Origin of the sequence: Haemophilus parainfluenzae T3T1 (assembly GCF_000210895.1) — a bacterium.
Lineage (GTDB): Bacteria > Pseudomonadota > Gammaproteobacteria > Enterobacterales > Pasteurellaceae > Haemophilus_D > Haemophilus_D parainfluenzae_A.
On sequence record NC_015964.1, the window covers coordinates 1,729,164 to 1,750,974 of the forward strand.

Genomic DNA, 21,811 nt, shown 5'->3' on the forward strand with positions numbered 1-21,811 from the left:
GGACGATAAATTATGGCTAATATTCTCTTTTTGGATAATTTCGATTCATTCACTTATAACTTAGTGGATCAATTCCGTGTGCTTGGGCATAACGTAAAAATTTATCGTAATGACACCAATTTAGAACAAGTGGTGCAAGAGGCATTAAATACACCTGATACGATTCTTGCGCTCTCTCCAGGTCCAGGTACTCCGGCAGAAGCAGGCATCTTACTCCCGCTCATTGAACGTTTAAAAAATGATGTGCCAATTATTGGTATTTGCTTAGGCCATCAAGCACTTATTCAAGCCTTTGGTGGGGAGGTTGTACATGCAGGCGAAGTATTACATGGTAAAGTATCGCGCATTCAACACGATAACCAAGCCATGTTTAAAGATATTGCCAACCCAATGCCTGTGGCCCGTTATCACTCTTTAATGGGTAAAAATCTGCCTGACGAATTTATTGTCAATGCTGATTACAATGGTATCGTGATGGCGATTCGTCATAAAACCTTGCCAATTTGTGCTTTCCAATTCCACCCAGAAAGCATCCTTACTGCGCAAGGTTCCAAATTATTACAACAATCTGTGGAATGGTTATTAAACAGAGATTAAGGAAGAAAAATGATTACCGTATATGGATTAAAAGAAGTGCTTGCACCTCGTCGTCAAGATATTGCTGAAGTAATTTATAACTGTTTAAACCTTGGTTTAGACATTCCTCGCGGAAAACATGCAATTCGTTTTTTATGTTTAGATAAAGAAGATTTCCTTTATCCTATCGATCGTAACGATGATTACACCGTTATTGAGATTAACCTCATGCAAGGTCGTATGGAAGGTACAAAAAAACGTTTAATCAAAATGCTCTTCAGCGAACTGGAATACAAAATTGGGATTAAATCTCACAACGTTGAAATTACAATTAAAGAACAACCAGCACACTGCTGGGGCTTCCGTGGTATGACTGGTGATGAAGCTCGCGATTTAGATTACGATATTTACGTATAAGGGATGAGATTATGCAAACGGCTCAATTATTAGAACAACTTTACAGCGGAAAAACACTTAACAAAGAAGAAAGTGCGGTCATTTTTAATGCCATTATGCAAGGCGAACTGAATAACGAACAAATCGCTGCCATGCTGATTGCATTAAAAGTACGTGGTGCCACTATTGATGAATTAAGTGGTGCGGTATCGGCATCTTTGCAAAATGCCAAATCATTCCCTCGTCCTGATTACCCTTTTGCGGATATCGTGGGAACAGGTGGTGATGGTCAAAACACCATTAATATCTCTACGGCGAGTGCCATTGTTGCAGCCTCTATGGGTGCTAAAGTGGCAAAACACGGTAACCGCAGCGTATCAAGTAAATCCGGTGCCAGTGATGTATTAACTGCACTCGGTGTGAATGTCAACGTCACGCCAGAACAAGCTCGTCAAGCACTTGATGATATTGGGGTATGTTTCTTATTTGCTCAACAATATCACAGTGGGTTTAAACATGTTGCCCCTGTTCGTGCGGCATTAAAAACACGTACGCTTTTTAATATTTTAGGTCCATTAATTAACCCCGCTCGCCCAACTTATCATTTGCTTGGCGTGTATGCCCCTGAATTAGTAAAAACCTATGCCGAAACGGCTGTTGCATTAGGTCATCAACATACTTTTGTGGTTCATGGAGCCGGTCTTGATGAAGTCGCTGTACACGGTGAAACGCAAGTCGCTGAAATTAAAAATGGTAAAATTGACTACTTCACCTTAACACCTGAAGATTTTGGTTTAAAAACACAATCTTTAGAAAGTTTACGTGGTGGCGAACCGCAAGAAAATGCCCAATATCTGGCCGCACTTTTACAAGGTAAAGGCAAAGCGGAACATGCTAATGCGGTAGCGGCGAATGTGGCATTATTGTTGAAATTATTTGGTCATGATGACTTAAAACAAAATGTTCAAAATGTATTGGCTCATCTTTCATCAGGCAAAGCGTTTGATACATTACAACATTTGACAAAATATTAAGATAAAGGCTGATTTGATACGCCCAATAAAATAAGAAGAAAATTTATGATCACGCAAGATTTCACCAAACCAATTGACTCTGCGACGGTACTGCAAAAAATCGTCTTAGACAAAGCACAATGGGTTAAAGCAAAGGAAGCTGAATTTCCGCTTTCACAATTTAAAGAAAACATTCAAAAATCTGACCGCTCTTTTTATGATGCGTTGGCTAAAGGCACTCATCAAAAACCGGCTTATATTTTAGAATGCAAGAAAGCTTCACCTTCTAAAGGATTAATTCGTGGTGAATTTAATTTAGATGAAATCGCCAATGTGTATAAACATTATGCGTCAGCTGTTTCTGTGCTAACGGATGAGAAATACTTCCAAGGTAAATTTGACTATTTGCCGCAAGTACGTGACGTTATCTCACAACCTGTATTGTGCAAAGATTTTATGATCAGCGAATATCAGGTTTATCTTGCACGCTATTATCAAGCTGATGCTATTTTATTGATGCTTTCAGTGGTGAATGATGAAACCTATCGCGTACTAGCTGATCTAGCGCATTCTCTTGGTATGGGCGTGTTGACGGAAACCAGCAACGAAGAAGAATTTGAACGAGCTCTTGCATTAGATGCAAAAATTATCGGTGTTAACAATCGTAATCTTCACGATCTCACCGTTGATTTAAACCGCGTAGTAGAACTTACACAAAAATATGCTGATCGCATTCCTGCTGATGCTCGTATTATTAGCGAATCGGGGATTTATAATCACAGCCAAATTCGTGATTTGCAAAAAGTGGCACATGGCTTTTTAATCGGCAGTAGCCTAATGGGCAGTGCAGATTTAAACAATGCTGTGCGTGAAGTGATTTTTGGAGAAAATAAAGTATGCGGTTTAACTCGCACGCAAGATGTCAAAGAGGTTTACGCAAACGGGGCATTATACGGCGGCTTAATTTTTGTCGAACATTCAAAACGCTGTGTGAGCCTACGTCAAGCCCAAGAATTAGTGACAGCATCACCACTTCGTTTTGTTGGCGTGTTCCAGAATCAAGAAATTGATTTTATTGTAAAAATCGCTAAACAATTGCAGCTTTATGCCGTTCAGCTACACGGTTCAGAAACCGCTGAATTTATTACGGCACTTCGCCATCAACTACCAGAGGAAACTCAAATTTGGAAAGCTATTTCAGTAGATACTGAAGCACAAAGTGCGGTTGATTTTACTGATGATTTAAATATCACTCGCTATATTTTCGATAGCCAATCCGCTAATCAACAAGGTGGCACAGGAAAAACTTTTAATTGGTCACTCATTCCTGAAAACTTGAAACACAAAATTATTTTGGCTGGTGGCATTTCACCTGACAATATTGAACAAGCCATTAAGCAAGGTTGCTTAGGGGTTGATCTTAATTCTGGTGTAGAAACTGCCGCTGGCGTGAAAGATAGCGAAAAAGTGCGGTTAGTTTTTAATAAAATTTTATCAAATTAATCTGATTACTAAAGGAAAACATTATGCAAAGAACAGCGTTAGTAACCGGCGCAACTGCTGGATTTGGTGCGGCAATTTGTCGCACCCTCATTGAAAATGGCTATCGTGTAATTGGCACGGGGCGCCGCGTAACTCGTTTAGAACAATTACAGCAAGAATTAGGTGAAAACTTCCACTTTCTTGCCTTTGATATTTCAGATCGCCAAGCAACAGAAGATGCTTTCCATTCCCTTCCCGCTAATTGGCAATCCATTGATTTATTGGTGAATAATGCAGGATTAGCATTAGGCTTAGAAAGTGCTGATAAAGCGAATTTAGACGATTGGATGCAAATGATTGATACCAATATTAAAGGACTCGTCACCATCACTCGTCTTGTGTTACCACAAATGGTAGAACGTAATTCAGGTCATATTATTAATTTAGGCTCAATTGCAGGTACTTATCCTTATCCAGGTGGCAATATGTACGGTGGCACCAAAGCTTTTGTGAAACAATTTAGCTTAAATCTTCGTGCCGATCTTGCTGGTACACAAATTCGCGTTTCCAATGTTGAACCCGGTCTTTGTGGTGGAACTGAATTTTCTAATATTCGCTTTAAAGGTGATGATGCCCGAGCAAAAAAACTCTATGAAAATGTGGAATATGTCAGTCCACAAGATATTGCTAATATTGTGTTATGGCTCAATCAACAACCTGAACATGTCAATATTAATCGCATTGAAGTGATGCCTACCGCACAAACTTTTGCACCACTTAATGTCGCAAGAATTCAAAAATAACAAGGAAATATTATGTCAGAACCCCTTTTAAACCCTTATTTCGGTGAATTTGGCGGAATGTACGTACCGGAAATTCTCGTACCGGTGCTGCAACAGCTAGAAAAAGCTTTTGTTGAAGCAAAAGACGATCCTGAATTCCAACGTGAATTTCAAGATTTACTTAAAAATTATGCGGGCAGACCAACCGCACTTACTCTTTGCCGTAATTTAACCAAAGGCACTAAAGCAAAAATTTATTTAAAACGTGAAGATTTACTTCACGGTGGTGCCCATAAAACTAACCAGGTTTTAGGTCAAATTTTATTGGCAAAACGCATGGGTAAAACGCGTATTATCGCTGAAACCGGTGCGGGCCAACATGGTGTTGCGACTGCCCTTGCTTGTGCAATGTTAGATATGCCTTGCAGTGTTTATATGGGGGCGAAAGATGTAGAACGTCAATCACCAAACGTATTCCGTATGCGTTTGATGGGCGCAGAAGTGATTCCTGTTCAAAAAGGCTCTTGCTCATTGAAAGATGCATGCTGTGAAGCGATGCGTGATTGGTCAGCTAATTATGAAAATACCCATTATTTATTGGGTACAGCGGCAGGCCCTCATCCATTCCCAACCATTGTACGTGAATTCCAAAAAATGATTGGTGAAGAAACTAAACGTCAAATTTTAGAAAAAGAAGGCCGTTTACCGGATGCTGTCATCGCGGCAGTTGGTGGTGGTTCAAATGCGATTGGTATGTTTACTGATTTTATTGATGAAAAAGGTGTTCGCTTAATTGGTGTGGAACCTGCTGGTCATGGTATCGAAAGTGGTGAACATGGTGCGCCATTAGGTCATGCAAAAGTCGGCATTTATTTCGGTATGAAATCACCTTTGATGCAAACTGAAGATGGCCAAATAGAAGAATCCTACTCTATTTCTGCAGGATTGGACTTCCCTTCTGTAGGACCTCAACATGCTTACTTGCAAAGTATTGGTCGTGCTGAATACCCAAGTATTACAGATGATGAAGCGTTAAACGCTTTCCAAGCATTAGCAAAACATGAAGGGATTATTCCTGCATTGGAAAGTTCTCATGCATTAGCACATGCGCTAAAAATGATTCATCAAGAACCGAATAAAGAACAAATCTTAGTGGTGAATCTCTCTGGTCGTGGTGATAAAGATATTTTCACCGTTGATAAAGTTTTAAAAGAAAAAGGAATGCAATAATGAGCCGTTTTGAAACTAAATTTGCAGAACTTGCAGCGAAAAAAGAAGGGGCTTTTGTACCTTTCGTGACATTATGCGATCCAACATTTGATCGCTCTTTTGAGATTATTTGCACGTTAGTCGAAAATGGTGCAGATGCGTTGGAATTAGGCTTTCCATTTTCTGATCCATTATTAGACGGCCCTGTTATTCAAGCGGCTAATAACCGTGCGCTCAATGCGGGCCATAGCACTGAGGATAGCTTTAAATTACTCGCTAAAGTGCGGTCAAAATATCCAGAAATTCCGATTAGTTTACTTCTTTGTGCGAATTTAATTTTTGCGAAAGGCTTAGATAATTTCTATCAATGTTGTGCAGAAGTCGGCGTAGATGCGGTTTTAGTGGCAGATATTCCACTATTGGCAAAAGAAGACTATATTCAAGCCGCTAAAAAACATGGCATTCAACCTGTCTTTATTTGCCCACCAAATGCTGATGCCAAAACGGTGCAAGGCGTTGCTGAAAACAGCGAAGGCTATACCTATTTAGTGTCTCGTGCAGGTGTAACAAGTGCAGAGAATCAAGCTCATGCCGCAAACTTAGATACACTTGTAGAACAACTTAAAGCCCACAAGGCTCCACCAATTCTACAAGGTTTTGGTATTGCTCAACCTGCTCAGGTGAAAGAAGCCCTTCAACTTGGTGCAACAGGCGCAATTTCAGGCTCTGCAACGGTAAAAATCATTGAACGAAACTTAGATAATCAGGCTCAATGCTTATCTGAACTTGCCGAATTTGTTCGCAATATGAAAACGGCAACAAAATAATTAATAAAAATTTTTATATTACAGCTTAAGGAACCAAAAAATGTCTTTTCTAATGCCTTTTCTGAGGAAACAATTCGCTTTCTGGCGTATTTTTCTTTACTTTCTAGCTTTTACTGCACTTTATGCTAGATTAGTAGCTCAATTCTTCTTCTCAAACTTCTCTCTCCCTACAGGGGTAGGCGTCTTAAGTAATGCAGTTTTATTTGCCTATACTATTTTTTTTGTTGGAGGAATATTTTTTTTAATTTACTTTATGCTGATTTGGGGAATATCCACCGGATTTATTCTCGGATTATGTCAATTTAGGAGAAGCGTTAAAGGCATTCTTAGTGCCACCTTCATCGGAACACTCACCGCTGGAATTTCTTTTTATATCATAGCAAACGATGTTAACGATGTTAACGATGCTTACCTTTACCTCTGCCTTTTCCACGGTGTATTAGCTGCAATTTTTGGTCTAATTGCTTTTCCAAATAAAGCGGGAATTCTCTTAGAATCCCAAATCATGCATAAACTACTGCCTAAGGCTGTTTCAACGGGAGTAAATCTAACTAACCAAGTCATAGAGAAAAAAGGCTTTGCCTCTTATCGTTGGTTAATTCCTCTTGTATTTACTTTGCTTGGCACTATTATTTTTGGAATCACATCCATATTATTAACGCAAGTGACAGATCTAGATAGCATCGTAGCATTAATGCTTTTAATGATGTTTATTGCTGCATTGCCGATGTTATTCACTGGTCTTACCGTCATGTTTGCACGATTCCACAAGACTTTTCGCCATTTTGCCTTTAGCGTTCTGATTGGTGTGTTATATTACAGTTTAGTTGCTTATTATTTATTTAATGATAGTAATATTGAAAACTTCAGATTGTTTGCAATACAAAACTACATAGCCTTAATCATTGCCATTATTTTATCTGCATTGATTTCATTTAAAAAAATTACACCAATTAACAAAATCCAATAAACAAAAAAGTGCGGTTAATTTTAACCGCACTTTTGTTTTTCTTTCCTTAATCCACAATTCGTAAATGAGATGCTGATTTTTGTGGTTTCTTTTCAGCTTTAGGCTTATCTACCGCTTCTGCAAAACTTAATGGCTGTTCTGATGTCGGCTCACGATTGAGTTCATCGTAAATTTCTTCTGGCTCAAACATCACGCCATCACCATTTTCACGTGCATAAATGGCTAAAGCGGCACCCATCGGAATATATAACTCACGAGCCACACCTTGGAAACGTGCATTAAACTGAATAAAGTCATTGGTTAATTGCAAATTCCCAGTCGCCCCAGCAGAAAGATTTAAGACGATTTGCCCATCTTTCACGTATTCCACAGGCACATTGGTACCATAATAATTAGCATCCACCACTAAATATGGGGTGAAATCGTTATCCACTAACCAATCATAATAGGCTCTTAGTAAATAAGGACGTTTTGGAGAAGGTGTATGGGTCATTATTTATCATCCATTAAATTTTTAGGTGCAGCTTCACCTACAGATTGTAAGAATGAATCACGGCTAAATACTCGATCCATATAGCCTTTGATTGCTTTGCTTCCTGTACCGCTGAATTCCACGCCCATATTACGTAGTTTCCATAATAATGGTGCAACATAGCAATCAACCAAGCCAAACTCTTCGCTCATAAAATAAGGAGTTTGTTGGAAGATAACCGATACCGCTAACAACTCTTCTTTTAACTGTTTTAACGCTTCTTCACGTTCAACTTCCGTGCCTTTTTCAGCAATTTCTAATGTTGGGTACCAATCTTGTTCGATACGTAGCATTAAAAGACGGCTTTTCGCACGAGAAACCGGATAAACTGGCATAAGTGGAGGATGTGGAAAACGCTCATCAAGATATTCCATAATAATGCGTGAGCTGAATAACACTAAATCACGATCCACCAACGTTGGTAATGTACCGTAAGGATTTAATTCCATTAAATCTTCTGATAATGCTTGCAGATCAACTTCTTCGTTTTCGTAAGCAACACCTTTTTCAGCTAAAACAATTTTTACCTGATGGCAGTAAATGTCATTTTTATTTGAAAAAAGAGTCATTACTGAACGTTTACTTGATGCATTGGACATTTATTCCTCCGAAGATCCAAACTAACTTATATACTTCTACTAAAAATGGGCGATTATTTTAACATAATCGGCATGTAAATTGCTAACAATTTCTTATTTTCACTTTAAAATCAAATAATTACAAACGCATAATAAGAAATTAAAGAACGGCAATTTTTAATTAATTTGTTTTTACAGACATAAAAAAAGCAGAGATTTTTCTCTGCTTTCTTGAAACGATAATAAAAAATTAACGTTTGGAGTATTGTGGACGACGACGTGCTTTGTGTAAACCAACTTTTTTACGTTCAACGCGACGTGCGTCACGAGTAACGAAGCCAGCTGCACGAAGAGCAGGACGTAAAGTCTCATCATATTCCATTAATGCACGAGTGATACCGTGACGGATTGCACCCGCTTGACCAGAAATACCACCACCTTTAACAGTAATGTATAGGTCTAATTTATCAGTTAATTCCACTAATTCTAACGGTTGACGTACGATCATACGAGCTGTTTCGCGACCGAAATATACGTCTAATTCACGTTGGTTGATAGTGATTTTACCACTGCCCGGTTTGATAAATACACGAGCTGAAGAGCTTTTGCGGCGACCAGTGCCGTAGTTTTGATTCTCTGCCATTTCCTAAACCTCGTGATTAAATGTCTAATACTTGTGGTTGTTGTGCTGCGTGTTGGTGTTCTGCACCTGCATACACTTTTAATTTACGGAACATTGCACGGCCTAATGGACCTTTTGGCAACATACCTTTAACCGCAATTTCAATCACCGCTTCAGGACGGCGAGCGATCATTTCTTTGAAAGTCGCTTGTTTGATACCACCTACATAGCCAGTGTGCCAGTAGTAAAGTTTATCTGTTTCTTTACGACCAGTTACTGCCACTTTGTCTGCGTTGATAACGATGATGTAATCACCAGTATCTACGTGTGGAGTGTACTCAGCCTTGTGTTTACCACGAAGACGGCGTGCTAATTCAGTAGCTAAACGACCTAAAGTTTTACCTGTCGCATCTACCACATACCAGTCACGTTTTACTGTTTCCGGTTTTGCTACAAAAGTTTTCATTAATTAATTACCAAAATATAAGTTTGATACCCAGTGTTCCATATTGATTGAAACACAACCATTAATCTTAATCTCCACCCCTTCGAGTGTGATCTCGATAAAATAATGCACGGTGGGAATCCGTGCATTTACAGGGTCGGCGTATTATACCTATTTTTAGAAAAAATGCTAACTTTTTGTGCAAATAAATTGATTTTCTTTTAAAATACAACGCACAACAAACAATCATTAATTTCATTCATTATTTTGATGAAATCATTGAAATTGACGCATATTAGTTCTTATCTTATGATAAGCGCATTCTAATAAAAAATGTAAGAAGGCATGCTATGAGCTACGCAAACGAAATTAACACTTTAAATCAACATCTTGCTGATACTAACAAAAAAATTAATGTCTCCTTTGAATTCTTTCCGCCTAAAAATGAAAAAATGGAAAGCATGCTTTGGGATTCCATCCATCGCTTAAAAGTATTAAATCCTAAATTTGTTTCCGTCACCTATGGCGCAAACTCTGGAGAACGTGATCGTACACATAGCATCGTGAAAGCCATTAAAGCAGAAACTGGCATAGAAGCTGCACCACATTTAACGGGTATTGATGCCACACCTGAAGAATTAAAAGAAATTGCAAAAGATTATTGGGATAGCGGTATTCGTCGTATTGTAGCTTTACGCGGTGATGAGCCAAAAGGCTATGCTAAAAAACCTTTCTATGCGGCTGATTTAGTTGAACTACTCCGCTCCGTAGCTGATTTTGATATCTCAGTTGCAGCATACCCTGAGGTTCACCCTGAAGCAAAATCAGCACAAGCAGATTTAATCAATTTGAAACGTAAAATTGATGCGGGCGCTAATCATGTCATTACTCAATTCTTCTTTGATATTGATAGTTATCTTCGCTTCCGAGACCGCTGTGCATCCATTGGTATTGAGGCTGAAATTGTTCCGGGTATTCTACCTGTAACTAACTTCAAACAACTTCAAAAAATGGCATCATTTACGAATGTAAAAATTCCAGCATGGTTGGCTAAAGCATATGAAGGATTAGATGATGATCCAACTACTCGTAATCTCGTCGCGGCGAGTGTGGCAATGGATATGGTAAAAATCCTTTCTCATGAAGGCGTGAATGACTTCCACTTCTACACATTAAATCGTAGTGAACTCACTTATGCGATTTGCCATACATTAGGTATTCGCCCTACAGCAAATCCATAAAGAAAAAGTGCGGTTAAAATTAACCGCACTTTTTTTATTTCCACTATACTCGTCTAACTTGCCAAAAAGCTTTTTTCCAATAAGGGCTATTCATCGAAGAATAAATCACGCCACCTTTAGTTGAAGCGTGTAAAAATTTATCTTCTTTCACATAAATCCCCACATGATAACCATTTGGTCCGCGTCCCGTTTTAAAGAAAATTAAATCGCCTGTTTGGATATCTTCTTTACGAACAAGTTTTCCGTAACCCGCTTGATCTTTCGTAGTTCGAGGAAGGTTGATATTAAAACGATCAATAAAGGTTTTTTGCACAAAACCAGAACAATCAATACCACCACGAGACTGCCCACCTAACACATAAGGTGTCCCCGCCCATTCGTATTGTTGTTCACTTAACATGGCAATCGCTATAATCGGATCTCCAATCTGACCTTTATAGTTCATGGCATATTCTTCACGAACACCACTTGAACAAGCAAAAAGCAAAAAACTTCCTGCGACTAAAAAAGCACATTTAATCTTATTCATGTTCAATCCTGACAAAAGTGCGGTCAAAAACGACCGCACTTTTTTTACTATTGTTTTGGCTTGGTATTTTCCACGCGAGCACGTAATTTTTGCCCTGGCTTGAATGCCACTACTCGGCGAGCAGAAACAGGAATGCTTTCACCCGTTTTTGGATTACGCCCTGGACGGGAAGCTTTATTACGAAGTTCAAAATTACCAAAACCGGATAATTTCACTTCGCCACCAGATTCTAACGATAAACGAATTTCCTCAAAAAAGTCTTCCACTAATGCTTTAGCTTCAGCTTTTTGTAATTGATACTTATCTAATAAGTATTCAGTAATATCAATTTTTGTAATCGTTGCCATATTAGTCTCCTGTTTAGTCTCTAAGCTCCGCATTAAAGCGTTGTTTAACTTCGTTTAATACAGCAGAGATTACCGCATTAATCTCATCATCTTCAAGCGTTTTTTCATTATCTTGAATGGTTAAACTGATTGCTAAGCTTTTATGTCCGCTAGCAACGCCAATGCCTTGATATACGTCGAATAAATTGACTTGTGTTAATTTTTCTCCGCCAGCTTGCTTACATGCTTCGATAATATCGCCTGCCGGCACATTATCAGCAACGACTAAAGCTAAGTCACGACGGTTTGCTGGGAATTTTGAAATCTCTTTGGCTTGAACCACACGACGATTTGCAATGGCATCCCATAAAATTTCAAAAACAACCGCTTTGCCATTTAATCCTAATTTTTGAGCGATAAGTGGATGAATAGTTCCAATAAAACCAATTTCTTTTCCATCTAATTCAATTGAAGCAGATTGTCCTGGGTGCAATGCACTGTGTGCTTTTGCCACAAACTTAACACGACTCCCCACTTCAGTGAGAGAAAGAATGCTTTCTAAATCACCTTTAAGATCAAAGAAATCAACATTTTCGGCCTTACCTGTCCAAGATTCAGATTTAGCGGTACCTGTAATTACACCAGCAAGAACAAACTCTTGGCGAATGCCAAATTCTGCATTAGCATCAGGAATAAAACGTAATCCCGTTTCAAATAAACGTACGCGGTTTTGCTGGCGATTTTGGTTGTATAACACCGCACCGAGTAATCCACTTAACAATGAAACGCGCATCGCTGACATTTCAACTGAAATTGGATTTGGTAATACAAGTGCTTCAATTTCTGGATGAAGTAAAGTTTGTACTTTTGGATCAACGAAGCTATAAGTAATCGCCTCTTGATAATCTGCATCAACAAGAGCGGTTTTAATTCGGCTTAATTCTAAATCAGCTTCTTTATGCTCACGCATACGAAGATGTGCTAATGGCGCATTATTTGGAATGCTGTTATAGCCATAAATACGTGCTACTTCTTCAATGAGATCTTCTTCGATTTCAATATCAAAACGCCAGCTTGCTGAAGTCACGGTCCAAACATCATTAGCATATTTCACCGCAAAACCTAAACGCTCAAAAATCTCGGTCACGGTTTCAGTTTCGATATGATGACCTAATAAGCTATCTAATTTTTCACGACGTAAAGTGACTTCATTGACTTTTGGTAAATATTGCTCACTCACCACTTCACAAATTTCGCCAGCTTCACCACCACAAATTTCAAGTAACAATGCTGTTGCTCTTTCCATTGCGTGACGTTGTAGCGTAAAATCAACACCGCGTTCAAAACGATGTGAAGAATCAGTGTGTAAACCGTATTGTCTTGCACGTCCCGCAATCGCTAATGGTGCAAAGAATGCCGCTTCTAAAATCACATCTTTTGTTGTTTCAGCATCAACACCGCTAGCTTGACCACCAAAGATACCAGCCATTGCGAGTGGACCTGTTTGGTCTGCGATCACTAAAGTATTCGGTTGTAATTTTGCGGTTGTACCATCTAATAAAACAAGTTCTTCGCCGTTATTGGCTAAACGTACTTGAACAGGTTGAGCCACTTTTGATGCATCAAAAGCATGCATTGGTTGACCTAATTCAAGTAAAACATAGTTGGTAATATCCACAATTGGGTCGATAGAACGAAGACCACAACGACGTAATTTTTCTTGCAACCAAATTGGTGATTGCGCTTTAACATTCACATTTTTCACCACGCGCAATAAATAACGAGGGCATGCTTCAGGTGCTTTTAATTCAATTTGAACTTTATCTGAAATCGTTGCAGGCACAGCATCAAAGTGCGGTTGATTAACAACTTGTTTATTAACCACGCCAACTTCACGCGCAACACCTGCAATACTTAAACAATCTGCACGGTTTGGCGTTAAGCTAATTTCAATGGCTTTATCATCTAAATCTAAATATTCACGTAGATTGGTGCCTACTGGTGCATCTAACGGTAATTCAATAATACCATCTGCATCCACATCAATGCCTAATTCAGAGAATGAGCAAAGCATCCCTTCTGAAGGTTGACCACGTAATTTAGTCTTCTTAATTTTAAAATCACCAGGTAATACAGCGCCTTCAGTTGCACATGCTACTTTTAAACCTTGACGGCAATTTGGTGCACCACAAACGATATCTAATAAGCGGTCACCACCAACATTTACTTTAGTGACACGTAATTTGTCTGCATCTGGGTGTTGAGCACATTCAACAACTTCACCTACAACAACGCCGGTAAAATCACCAGCTACCTTTTCAACGCCATCAACTTCTAAACCAAGCATCGTGATTTGATCACATAACTGCTCTGTTGAAATTGATGGATTAACCCATTCTCTCACCCAATTTTCGCTAAATTTCATTATCTCTGTATCCTTTATTGATGAACGTGTTACGTTCTGAATTAATCATTATCGTTAATTTAACCTAGCGGTTAATTACTTAAATTGTTTTAAAAAACGTAAGTCGTTTTCAAAGAATGAACGTAAATCTGTGACGTTGTAGCGTAACATAGTTAAGCGCTCAACTCCCATGCCTACTGCGAAGCCAGAATATTCATTTGGATCAATACCTACGTTGCGTAACACATTAGGATGCACCATACCACAACCTAATACTTCTAACCATTTACCATTTTTACCCATTACATCGACTTCTGCAGAAGGTTCGGTAAATGGGAAATAGGATGGACGGAAACGAACTTGTAAATCTTCTTCAAAAAACGCACGTAAGAAATCATGTAATAAGCCTTTCAATTCAGTGAAGTTTGCTTTTTTATCTACATAAAGCAATTCAATTTGATGGAACATTGGTGTGTGTGTTTGATCATAGTCGTTACGATATACACGACCTGGCGCCATAATACGAATAGGTGGTTGCATTTTTTCCATGGTACGAATTTGTACACCTGAGGTTTGTGTACGGAGTAATAATTCAGGATTAAACCAGAATGTATCGTGATCAGCTCGTGCTGGGTGATGTTTAGGGATATTTAATGCATCGAAATTGTAATAATCACTTTCAATTTCGGGGCCAGTCTCAACTGAAAAACCTAACTCTGAAAAGAATTTTGTTACGCGATTGATGGTAATGGTCACTGGATGTAAACCACCAGTTTCTGTTTTACGACCAGGAAGGCTCACATCAATACGTTCTTTTTCTAATTTCGCATTGAGTTCAGCTTGCTCCCATTCTGCTTTTTTAGCATTTAAAAAATCTAATGCAGCTTGTTTCGCTTCATTGATTTTAGCGCCCATTGCAGGACGCTCTTCCGCTGCAACATTACGCAATTCCTGCATAAGTTGGGTGAAATGCCCTTTTTTACCAAAATATTCCACACGAATTTCATCTAATGTGGCTAAACTTTTATTTTCGATTTGTTCAATCGCTGATTTTGCTTTCTCAACAAGATCTTTCAGATGTTGCATAGTTTCCCCTGATTATCTTTTCTAACTAAAAATACGCTTAATGATAATACTAACTCATTAAAAAATCACGCGTTTATTGGTAAATTGATGTTTCAGGTGAAAAATGACAAAGATTTTTGCTATTTTTTGAGATATATCACAGTAATTTTTAACATTTTAGATAGAATGAAGAAGAATCGAGCATGTCTAGGAGGCGTATTATGTGGAAATCAATTTCTCAAGTCTTAGCTGATCAATTTGGTGCTTACTATAACATCAAAGAAAAAAACAAAGTACCAGGGGGCGAAGTAAATGAAACTTGGCTTATTACGGATGGAATCCAACCAGTCTTTGTTAAAGTGAATGAACGGTCTTATCGTTCAATGTTTCGTGCTGAGGCTGATCAATTAAACCTACTAGACAAAACCAATACAATCAGACTTCCACAAGTGTATGGCGTAGGCTGTTCTCAAAATCATAGTTTCTTATTGTTAGAAGCGCTTACTATTACTCAACAAACTGATGCCACAGCACATTTTGGCGAAGAATTAGCAAAACTTCATCAAGTATCCGGTACTAAAAACTATGGTTTAGATTTTGATACTTGGCTTGGTCCTGAGTATCAACCTAATAAATGGAATGGGAGCTGGGCGAAATTCTTTGCAGAACAACGCATTGGATGGCAATTACAGCTTTGCAAAGACAAAGGTTTAGATTTTGGCGATCTTGATTTAATAACTGAGAAAGTAAAACAAAAGCTTGCAAAACATAATCCGAAGCCCTCTTTGTTACATGGTAACTTATGGATTGAAAATACTGCTGTTGTAGGTAACCAAACCTTTACTTATGACCCTGCTTGCTACTGGGGGGATAGAGAATGTGATTTAGCATTCAGTGAACTATTCCAACCTTTCTCGCCTGAATTCTATGAAATTTATGACCGCACTTTCCCGCTTGATAAAGAAGGTTTTGAAGAAAGAAAACACCTTTACCAGCTCTATTATTTACTCAATTTCAGCCATCGTTTTAATGGAAGTTATATCAACTTAACCACTAAATTGATTGAAGAACTTTTACTTGAATAATTTCTTAACATAAAATAAAAAAGAGCGTAATTTTTATTACGCTCTTTTTGTCTTCTCTATCTAATTATTTTTGATAAAGAGGTGCTGGACCTTGAGTTCCACCGTTAGTTTGACCACCTTCTTGTAATTTTAATACAGAACCAGAAGCAGTGATTTCTACACGACGGTTTGGACGTAAACAGTCTTTCTCAGCTTTACTTGCGTGTTTGTAACCATTACAAGCTTTAACTTGTGGCACTTTACCGTAACCAACAGCTGTAATTTCAGATGTTACGCCATCTTCAATTAAACGAGCTTTAACACGGTTTGCACGACGTTGAGAAAGATCTAAGTTGTAAGCATCAGAACCTAAACGGTCAGTATAACCTGCAACTTTAACTTCTTTAGCACCAGTTTCTTTTAATTGTGCTGCAACGTTATCAACAACTTCTTTACCACGTGGAGTTAAAGTATCTTTATCGAAGTCGAACAAGAAGTCACCACTTAAAGTAAATGCTGAGTTTCCGTTACAACCGTTTGGATACCAGAAGAAGCTTTGAGCATTGTGGTTTTTGTCAAATAATATTTTGTATTGACAAATTTTGTGAACACCATTCTCACGATAGTTGAACGCATAATCCCACTCTTCAACACCGTATAAACCTTCAGAGAAGTGTGGACGACCGATTAGGTTATATAATTGGTCTTTGTTCATACCACGTTCGATCATACGAACGTTGTCCCAGTTTGGCCATGAACCGAACTGGCTACCATCATGGTTGAAGCCTGCTTTATCAATTTTAGGCCATACAAGTTGTGGTACTTGTTGACCATCAACTTCTTTATATTCTGGTGTACCAGCTTCTGTAACTTTGCTCAAGTTACCACAAGCAGCAACTGTTGCTACTGCAACTGCAGATAATAAAATACGAGATAATTTCATTTCTTTACCTTTTTACTGTTAAGGTGCAATCCTTGCAAGAAGAACCTACACAACTAAACTTTATAAATTTTACAAATAAAACTATAAAAAGTTTCATTGCGTATGGTAGTCATAATTCTTTAACTTGTAAATAAAAAAACATTAAAAAATGATTTTTTATGGAACTTTTTTGTAAAGTTGTGTAAAGAGTTGTCAAATAAGTAAAAATTTTTCTTATTGAATAAAATCTTGCCCATTTTTTGTTAAATTTCGATGAATAATTCCCTCAATACTCTCTTCAGCTTGCTTACCTATTTTTTGTAAAAGTGGCTTTTTCACTTTATATTTCACAGCGATCACAGACTTATCTTTCATTTTTTCGAGAATAATATCATCACTGGTTGCTAACTCATCGACTAGCTGAAGCTCTAGAGCTTGCTGACCAAACCAATGTTCACCAGTTGCGACTTTATCCACATCTAAGTGCGGTCGATTTTGGGCCACAAATTGTTTAAATAATTGATGGGTTTCTTCAAGTTCAGCTTGGAATTTCTGTTTTCCTTTTTCGGTATTCTCACCTAACACTGTGACTGTACGTTTAAACTCCCCGGCTGTCATCACATCAACATCGACATCATGTTTTTTTAATAAACGATGAATATTAGGGATTTGTGCAACCACACCAATAGAACCGATAATCGCAAAAGGTGCGGAAACAATTTTATCTGCCACACAAGCCATCATATACCCACCACTTGCAGCAACCTTATCGACTGCAACCGTTAATTTAATCCCTTTTTGTTTTAAGCGAGCTAACTGCGAGGCGGCCAAACCATAACCATGAACAACACCACCTGGGCTTTCTAAACGTAGCAAGACTTCATCATCTGCTTTCGCCACATTAATAATCGCAGAAATTTCCTCACGAAGTGCGGTTGTTTCTGATGCAGAAATATCACCCTTAAAATCGAGCACGTAAACACAAGGTTTAAGTGCTGCTTTCTCACCGTTTTTTAATTTTGCTTTTAAAGCCTTTGCTTCTTGTTTTTTGGCTTTCTTCTCTGTTTTTTCCGCTTGTTTAAGCTCTTCTTCTGAAAGTTGGAAATCGCGTAAATGCTTAACTGTTTCCTTAAATTCCTCAGAAAGATCTATCACAACTAATTCACCATGATGTGCCGCATTACGTTGCTTTGCAGAAATAATCATTGCGACAATAGCAGCAATCACAAGTAAAATCGTTAAAATCTCCAAAATAAAAATGCCATAGCCGGTCAAAATATCAGACCACATAGTTTTCTCCTAAAATAAAGTGAAGGCATTATTTTACTGTGCAAGCCTGATTTACACTAACTTTTTATGGAAAATTTTGCGATTTAAGGTAAACTAACGTAGTTTTATTGCCTAATTTATAATGAATTACAGAGGTTTATATGTCTAAAGTTGCATCTATTGTTGATGTGTTACAAGGTAAAATCGCTATTGGCGAAAAAGTTACCGTACGCGGCTGGGTTCGTACCCGTCGTGATTCTAAAGCGGGTCTTTCTTTCCTTGCTGTTTATGACGGCTCTTGCTTTGATCCTATTCAAGCAATTGTTAATAACGATATTGAAAATTATGAGAGCGAAGTCTTACGCTTAACAACGGGTTGCTCTGTTATCGTAACTGGTACTATTGTTGAGTCACCTGCTGAAGGTCAAGCTGTTGAACTTCAAGCTGAAAAAGTAGAAGTGACAGGGTTTGTAGAAGATCCTGACACTTATCCTATGGCAGCAAAACGTCACTCAATTGAATACTTACGTGAAGTGGCACACTTACGTCCTCGTACTAATATTATCGGTGCCGTGGCGCGTGTTCGTCACTGCTTAGCACAAGCTATTCATCGTTTCTTCCATGAACAAGGCTTCTACTGGGTCGCTACTCCATTAATTACTGCTTCAGACACTGAAGGTGCGGGTGAAATGTTCCGTGTTTCAACGCTTGATTTAGAAAATCTTCCTCGTGGTGAAGATGGTAAAGTCGATTTCAGCCAAGACTTCTTTGGGAAAGAATCATTTTTAACGGTTTCAGGTCAATTAAACGGTGAAACTTATGCTTGCGCATTAAGCAAAATCTATACTTTCGGTCCAACATTCCGAGCTGAAAATTCAAATACAACTCGTCACCTTGCAGAATTCTGGATGGTTGAACCTGAAGTAGCTTTTGCAACGCTTGCTGACAATGCTAAATTAGCAGAAGACATGTTGAAATACGTGTTCCGTGCAGTACTTACCGAGCGCAAAGATGACTTGAAATTCTTTGAAAAACATGTAGATAAAGATGTTATTACTCGTTTAGAAAACTTTGTAAACTCTGATTTTGCTCAAATCGACTATACCGATGCGATCGATGTATTATTAAAATCAGGTAAAAAATTCGAGTTCCCAGTATCTTGGGGTATCGATTTGTCTTCTGAACATGAACGTTTCTTAGCGGAAGAATATTTCAAATCACCTGTTGTTGTGAAGAACTATCCGAAAGATATTAAAGCCTTCTATATGCGTTTAAATGATGATGGTAAAACCGTTGCAGCAATGGATGTTCTCGCCCCAGGAATTGGTGAAATCATCGGTGGTTCTCAACGTGAAGAACGTTTAGACGTATTAGATAAACGTATGGAAGAAATGGGCTTAAATCCTGAAGATTACTGGTGGTATCGTGATCTTCGTAAATATGGTACCGTACCACATTCAGGCTTTGGTCTTGGTTTTGAACGCTTAATTGTTTATGTAACAGGCGTACAAAATATTCGCGATGTGATTCCATTCCCTCGCGCACCAAGAAATGCAAACTTCTAAAAATATTGTTTAAATTGACCGCACTTTCTTTAAAGTGCGGTTATCATTTTAGGCGATAAATTTTATCCCTATTTCATTTATTGTGCTTAAAGCAATCGTTCAGTACGCATATTAAGGAAAGTAAAAATGGACAAAATTAAACAGCTCTTTGCTAACAATTACAGTTGGGCGCAAAGAATGAAGGAAGAAAATTCCACTTATTTTAAAGAACTGGCTGATCATCAAACCCCTCATTATCTTTGGATTGGCTGCTCTGATAGCCGTGTTCCCGCCGAAAAATTAACAAATCTTGAACCTGGCGAGTTATTTGTTCATCGTAATGTAGCCAACCAGGTTATCCATACCGATTTAAACTGTCTTTCTGTTGTGCAATATGCCGTTGATGTACTCGAAATTGAACATATCATTATCTGTGGCCACACAAATTGCGGTGGTATTAAAGCAGCTATGCAAGATAAAGATCTTGGATTAATCAATAACTGGTTACTCCATATTCGTGATATCTGGTTCAAACATGGGCACATATTGGGAAAACTTTCTGCAGAAAAACGTGCAGATATGTTAACTAAATTAAATGTGGCAGAACAAGTTTATAACCTTGGACGTTCTTCTATCGTAAAAAGTGCTTGGGAACGAGGACAAAATCTTTCTCTACATGGATGGGTGTATGATGTAAATGATGGATTCTTAGTAGATCAAGGTGTAATTGCAACAAGCCGAGAAACCCTTGAAATATCTTATCGCAATGCCATTGCTCGTTTATCTAGCCTAGCGGAAGAAGATATTCTGAAAAAAGAACTCTCTGAAAACGAAGAATAAAAAAGTGCGGTTAAAATCTAATAAGTTTTAACCGCACTTTTACTTTTTATTTAAAGTGACTATTTAACTAATTCTGTCTGCATATACATTAAGCGATCAATATTCGTTAAATAATGTCCTAACTCTTGGGATTCTGGTTTATGGATATAAGGAATTTTCCCTAATAATGGTGCATCAATCTGAGCTTCTAAAATCTCTATAACTTCTTTGTAGTGGCCCAAGCAAGGATTAATTCGATTCGCAATCCAACCCAGTAAAGGCACGCCAAGTTGTTTAATTACTTGAGCAGTAAGTAGTGCATGATTGATACAGCCTTCCTTAATGCCAACAACCAATACAATGGGCATTTTATGCTCAACAACCCAATCAGCAAAGCTTTTACCTTCCGCCATGGGGGTGAGTAAGCCAAATGAGCCTTCCACGACAACAGATTGATATTTTTTAACTAATGTCGTTAAAGCCTGATCAATCTTGCTTAATTTAATGCGTGATTTATCTCGAGTCAGCATCGGCAAAGAATGAGCAAAAGTATAGCTATTTACTTCTTGATAAGATACGGGCTCATTCGTTGCATCCATTAAAGCTAACACATCTGAATTATTGTCAGCATCATAATCTGTTTGGGATTCATTAGACTGATTTTCGACAGGATAGATACCCTCTTCACAGCTACAAGCTATTGGCTTATAACCCACAATTCGCACGCCCTTTGCTTGTAATGCCTGAATAATGGCACGGCAGGCGGTGGTCTTACCCACGTCGGTATCTGTACCTGCCACAAAGAAACTACTCATTTTCATTCTCCTTTTAAAAGTGCGGTGAATTTTAAATGAGTTTTTTGAAGAAAATATTGAGGTAAAGCAAGATTTGAAGATTTTTACGAAAAAATAAGAAGGTTATTTGATCTCACTCAAACTATTAAATAACCCATCATCCTGTTTTGGCATCTGAAGATAAAATCCTTGCTGGGTAATTTTCTCCATGACTTCATCTTTATCAGCCTGAACAAGCGGTTTACTTCCTTTCAAATTGAAAGGCATAAGAAACTGAGGTTTACCAAAACTCTGCATCAATATATCTGGTACAGCTGAAAAATCATCTCGTTTGGAAATGTAAAGGTAACAGCCAGGTTTACGTTTACTTTTATAAATTGCACATAACATTCATATTGCTCC

Annotated in this window: 24 protein-coding genes; 12 read left to right on the forward strand and 12 right to left on the reverse strand. The window is 38.2% G+C overall.

The window, feature by feature from the left end:
- Positions 1–12: 12 nt before the first annotated feature.
- From PARA_RS08535 to PARA_RS08570, 8 genes are read left to right on the forward strand one after another with little or no spacing between them, the layout of a single operon-like run.
- The gene (locus PARA_RS08535) at positions 13–597 is read left to right on the forward strand and encodes an aminodeoxychorismate/anthranilate synthase component II (RefSeq protein ID WP_014065421.1); all 585 of its coding nucleotides are present in this window, start codon (positions 13–15) and stop codon (positions 595–597) included.
- A 9-nt stretch (positions 598–606) separates the two neighbouring features.
- The gene (locus tag PARA_RS08540; protein WP_005629316.1) at positions 607–993 is read left to right on the forward strand and encodes a tautomerase family protein; all 387 of its coding nucleotides are present in this window, start codon (positions 607–609) and stop codon (positions 991–993) included.
- Positions 994–1,004: 11 nt separating this feature from the next.
- Positions 1,005–2,006 carry an anthranilate phosphoribosyltransferase gene (trpD, locus tag PARA_RS08545; RefSeq protein WP_014065422.1) on the forward strand — a complete coding sequence of 334 codons (1,002 nt, stop codon included), beginning with the start codon at positions 1,005–1,007 and terminating at the stop codon, positions 2,004–2,006.
- A gap of 45 nt (positions 2,007–2,051) precedes the next feature.
- Positions 2,052–3,488, forward strand: coding sequence for a bifunctional indole-3-glycerol-phosphate synthase TrpC/phosphoribosylanthranilate isomerase TrpF (gene trpCF / locus PARA_RS08550; RefSeq protein ID WP_014065423.1), 1,437 nt, complete (start codon positions 2,052–2,054; stop codon positions 3,486–3,488).
- A gap of 23 nt (positions 3,489–3,511) precedes the next feature.
- Positions 3,512–4,270 (forward strand): SDR family oxidoreductase, encoded by a 759-nt coding sequence (locus tag PARA_RS08555; protein WP_014065424.1) that lies wholly within the window; start codon positions 3,512–3,514, stop codon positions 4,268–4,270.
- A 12-nt stretch (positions 4,271–4,282) separates the two neighbouring features.
- Positions 4,283–5,479 (forward strand): tryptophan synthase subunit beta, encoded by a 1,197-nt coding sequence (gene trpB / locus PARA_RS08560; protein ID WP_014065425.1) that lies wholly within the window; start codon positions 4,283–4,285, stop codon positions 5,477–5,479.
- Complete coding sequence (gene trpA, locus PARA_RS08565) at positions 5,479–6,285, forward strand: tryptophan synthase subunit alpha (RefSeq protein ID WP_014065426.1); 807 nt, start codon at positions 5,479–5,481, stop codon at positions 6,283–6,285. Before trpB ends, trpA begins: the two co-directional genes overlap by 1 nt.
- Positions 6,286–6,325: 40 nt before the next feature.
- Positions 6,326–7,255 carry a hypothetical protein gene (locus PARA_RS08570; protein WP_014065427.1) on the forward strand — a complete coding sequence of 310 codons (930 nt, stop codon included), beginning with the start codon at positions 6,326–6,328 and terminating at the stop codon, positions 7,253–7,255.
- Positions 7,256–7,301: 46 nt separating this feature from the next.
- Here the strand turns inward: PARA_RS08570 and PARA_RS08575 are convergent, their stop codons facing one another.
- From PARA_RS08575 to rplM, 4 genes are all read right to left on the reverse strand, one after another.
- On the reverse strand, positions 7,302–7,748 hold the full coding sequence (locus PARA_RS08575) for a ClpXP protease specificity-enhancing factor (RefSeq protein ID WP_014065428.1): 447 nt from the start codon (positions 7,746–7,748) through the stop codon (positions 7,302–7,304).
- Entirely contained in the window at positions 7,748–8,386 is a 639-nt protein-coding gene (gene sspA / locus PARA_RS08580) for a stringent starvation protein SspA (RefSeq protein ID WP_005696172.1), read from the reverse strand. Before sspA ends, PARA_RS08575 begins: the two co-directional genes overlap by 1 nt.
- A 229-nt stretch (positions 8,387–8,615) precedes the next feature.
- A complete protein-coding gene (gene rpsI / locus PARA_RS08585; RefSeq protein ID WP_005696173.1) occupies positions 8,616–9,008 on the reverse strand; it encodes a 30S ribosomal protein S9 in 393 nt (130 codons plus the stop codon).
- Between the two features lie 16 nt (positions 9,009–9,024).
- The gene (gene rplM / locus PARA_RS08590; RefSeq protein ID WP_005628896.1) at positions 9,025–9,453 is read right to left on the reverse strand and encodes a 50S ribosomal protein L13; all 429 of its coding nucleotides are present in this window, start codon (positions 9,451–9,453) and stop codon (positions 9,025–9,027) included.
- A 329-nt stretch (positions 9,454–9,782) separates the two neighbouring features.
- Between rplM and metF the strand changes: the two genes are divergently transcribed.
- Positions 9,783–10,673 (forward strand): methylenetetrahydrofolate reductase, encoded by an 891-nt coding sequence (gene metF / locus PARA_RS08595; RefSeq protein ID WP_014065429.1) that lies wholly within the window; start codon positions 9,783–9,785, stop codon positions 10,671–10,673.
- A 43-nt stretch (positions 10,674–10,716) separates the two neighbouring features.
- Here metF and PARA_RS08600 read toward each other — a convergent pair whose 3' ends face one another.
- From PARA_RS08600 to pheS, 4 genes are all read right to left on the reverse strand, one after another.
- On the reverse strand, positions 10,717–11,202 hold the full coding sequence (locus PARA_RS08600; RefSeq protein WP_005696176.1) for a C40 family peptidase: 486 nt from the start codon (positions 11,200–11,202) through the stop codon (positions 10,717–10,719).
- 47 nt (positions 11,203–11,249) lie between these two features.
- The gene (locus tag PARA_RS08605) at positions 11,250–11,549 is read right to left on the reverse strand and encodes an integration host factor subunit alpha (protein ID WP_005697518.1); all 300 of its coding nucleotides are present in this window, start codon (positions 11,547–11,549) and stop codon (positions 11,250–11,252) included.
- 13 nt (positions 11,550–11,562) lie between these two features.
- Positions 11,563–13,953 (reverse strand): phenylalanine--tRNA ligase subunit beta, encoded by a 2,391-nt coding sequence (gene pheT, locus PARA_RS08610; RefSeq protein ID WP_014065430.1) that lies wholly within the window; start codon positions 13,951–13,953, stop codon positions 11,563–11,565.
- 75 nt (positions 13,954–14,028) lie between these two features.
- Positions 14,029–15,018, reverse strand: coding sequence for a phenylalanine--tRNA ligase subunit alpha (gene pheS, locus PARA_RS08615; protein WP_014065431.1), 990 nt, complete (start codon positions 15,016–15,018; stop codon positions 14,029–14,031).
- 200 nt (positions 15,019–15,218) lie between these two features.
- Between pheS and PARA_RS08620 the strand changes: the two genes are divergently transcribed.
- Entirely contained in the window at positions 15,219–16,082 is an 864-nt protein-coding gene (locus PARA_RS08620; protein ID WP_014065432.1) for a fructosamine kinase family protein, read from the forward strand.
- Between the two features lie 64 nt (positions 16,083–16,146).
- On the opposite strand, the gene PARA_RS08625 is transcribed toward PARA_RS08620, so the two are convergent.
- Together PARA_RS08625 and sohB are read right to left on the reverse strand one after the other, a co-directional pair.
- On the reverse strand, positions 16,147–17,004 hold the full coding sequence (locus tag PARA_RS08625) for an OmpA family protein (protein ID WP_014065433.1): 858 nt from the start codon (positions 17,002–17,004) through the stop codon (positions 16,147–16,149).
- 213 nt (positions 17,005–17,217) lie between these two features.
- Positions 17,218–18,273, reverse strand: a complete 1,056-nt coding sequence (gene sohB / locus PARA_RS08630) for a protease SohB (RefSeq protein WP_014065434.1) — start codon at positions 18,271–18,273, stop codon at positions 17,218–17,220.
- A 140-nt stretch (positions 18,274–18,413) separates the two neighbouring features.
- Here sohB and asnS point away from each other — a divergent pair, with 140 nt between their 5' ends.
- Entirely contained in the window at positions 18,414–19,817 is a 1,404-nt protein-coding gene (gene asnS, locus PARA_RS08635; RefSeq protein WP_014065435.1) for an asparagine--tRNA ligase, read from the forward strand.
- 126 nt (positions 19,818–19,943) lie between these two features.
- Positions 19,944–20,636 (forward strand): carbonate dehydratase, encoded by a 693-nt coding sequence (can, locus tag PARA_RS08640; protein WP_014065436.1) that lies wholly within the window; start codon positions 19,944–19,946, stop codon positions 20,634–20,636.
- A gap of 59 nt (positions 20,637–20,695) precedes the next feature.
- Here the strand turns inward: can and bioD are convergent, their stop codons facing one another.
- Together bioD and PARA_RS08650 are read right to left on the reverse strand one after the other, a co-directional pair.
- Positions 20,696–21,430 carry a dethiobiotin synthase gene (bioD, locus tag PARA_RS08645; RefSeq protein ID WP_014065437.1) on the reverse strand — a complete coding sequence of 245 codons (735 nt, stop codon included), beginning with the start codon at positions 21,428–21,430 and terminating at the stop codon, positions 20,696–20,698.
- Positions 21,431–21,532: 102 nt separating this feature from the next.
- A complete protein-coding gene (locus PARA_RS08650) occupies positions 21,533–21,799 on the reverse strand; it encodes a YcgL domain-containing protein (RefSeq protein ID WP_014065438.1) in 267 nt (88 codons plus the stop codon).
- Positions 21,800–21,811: the final 12 nt, after the last annotated feature.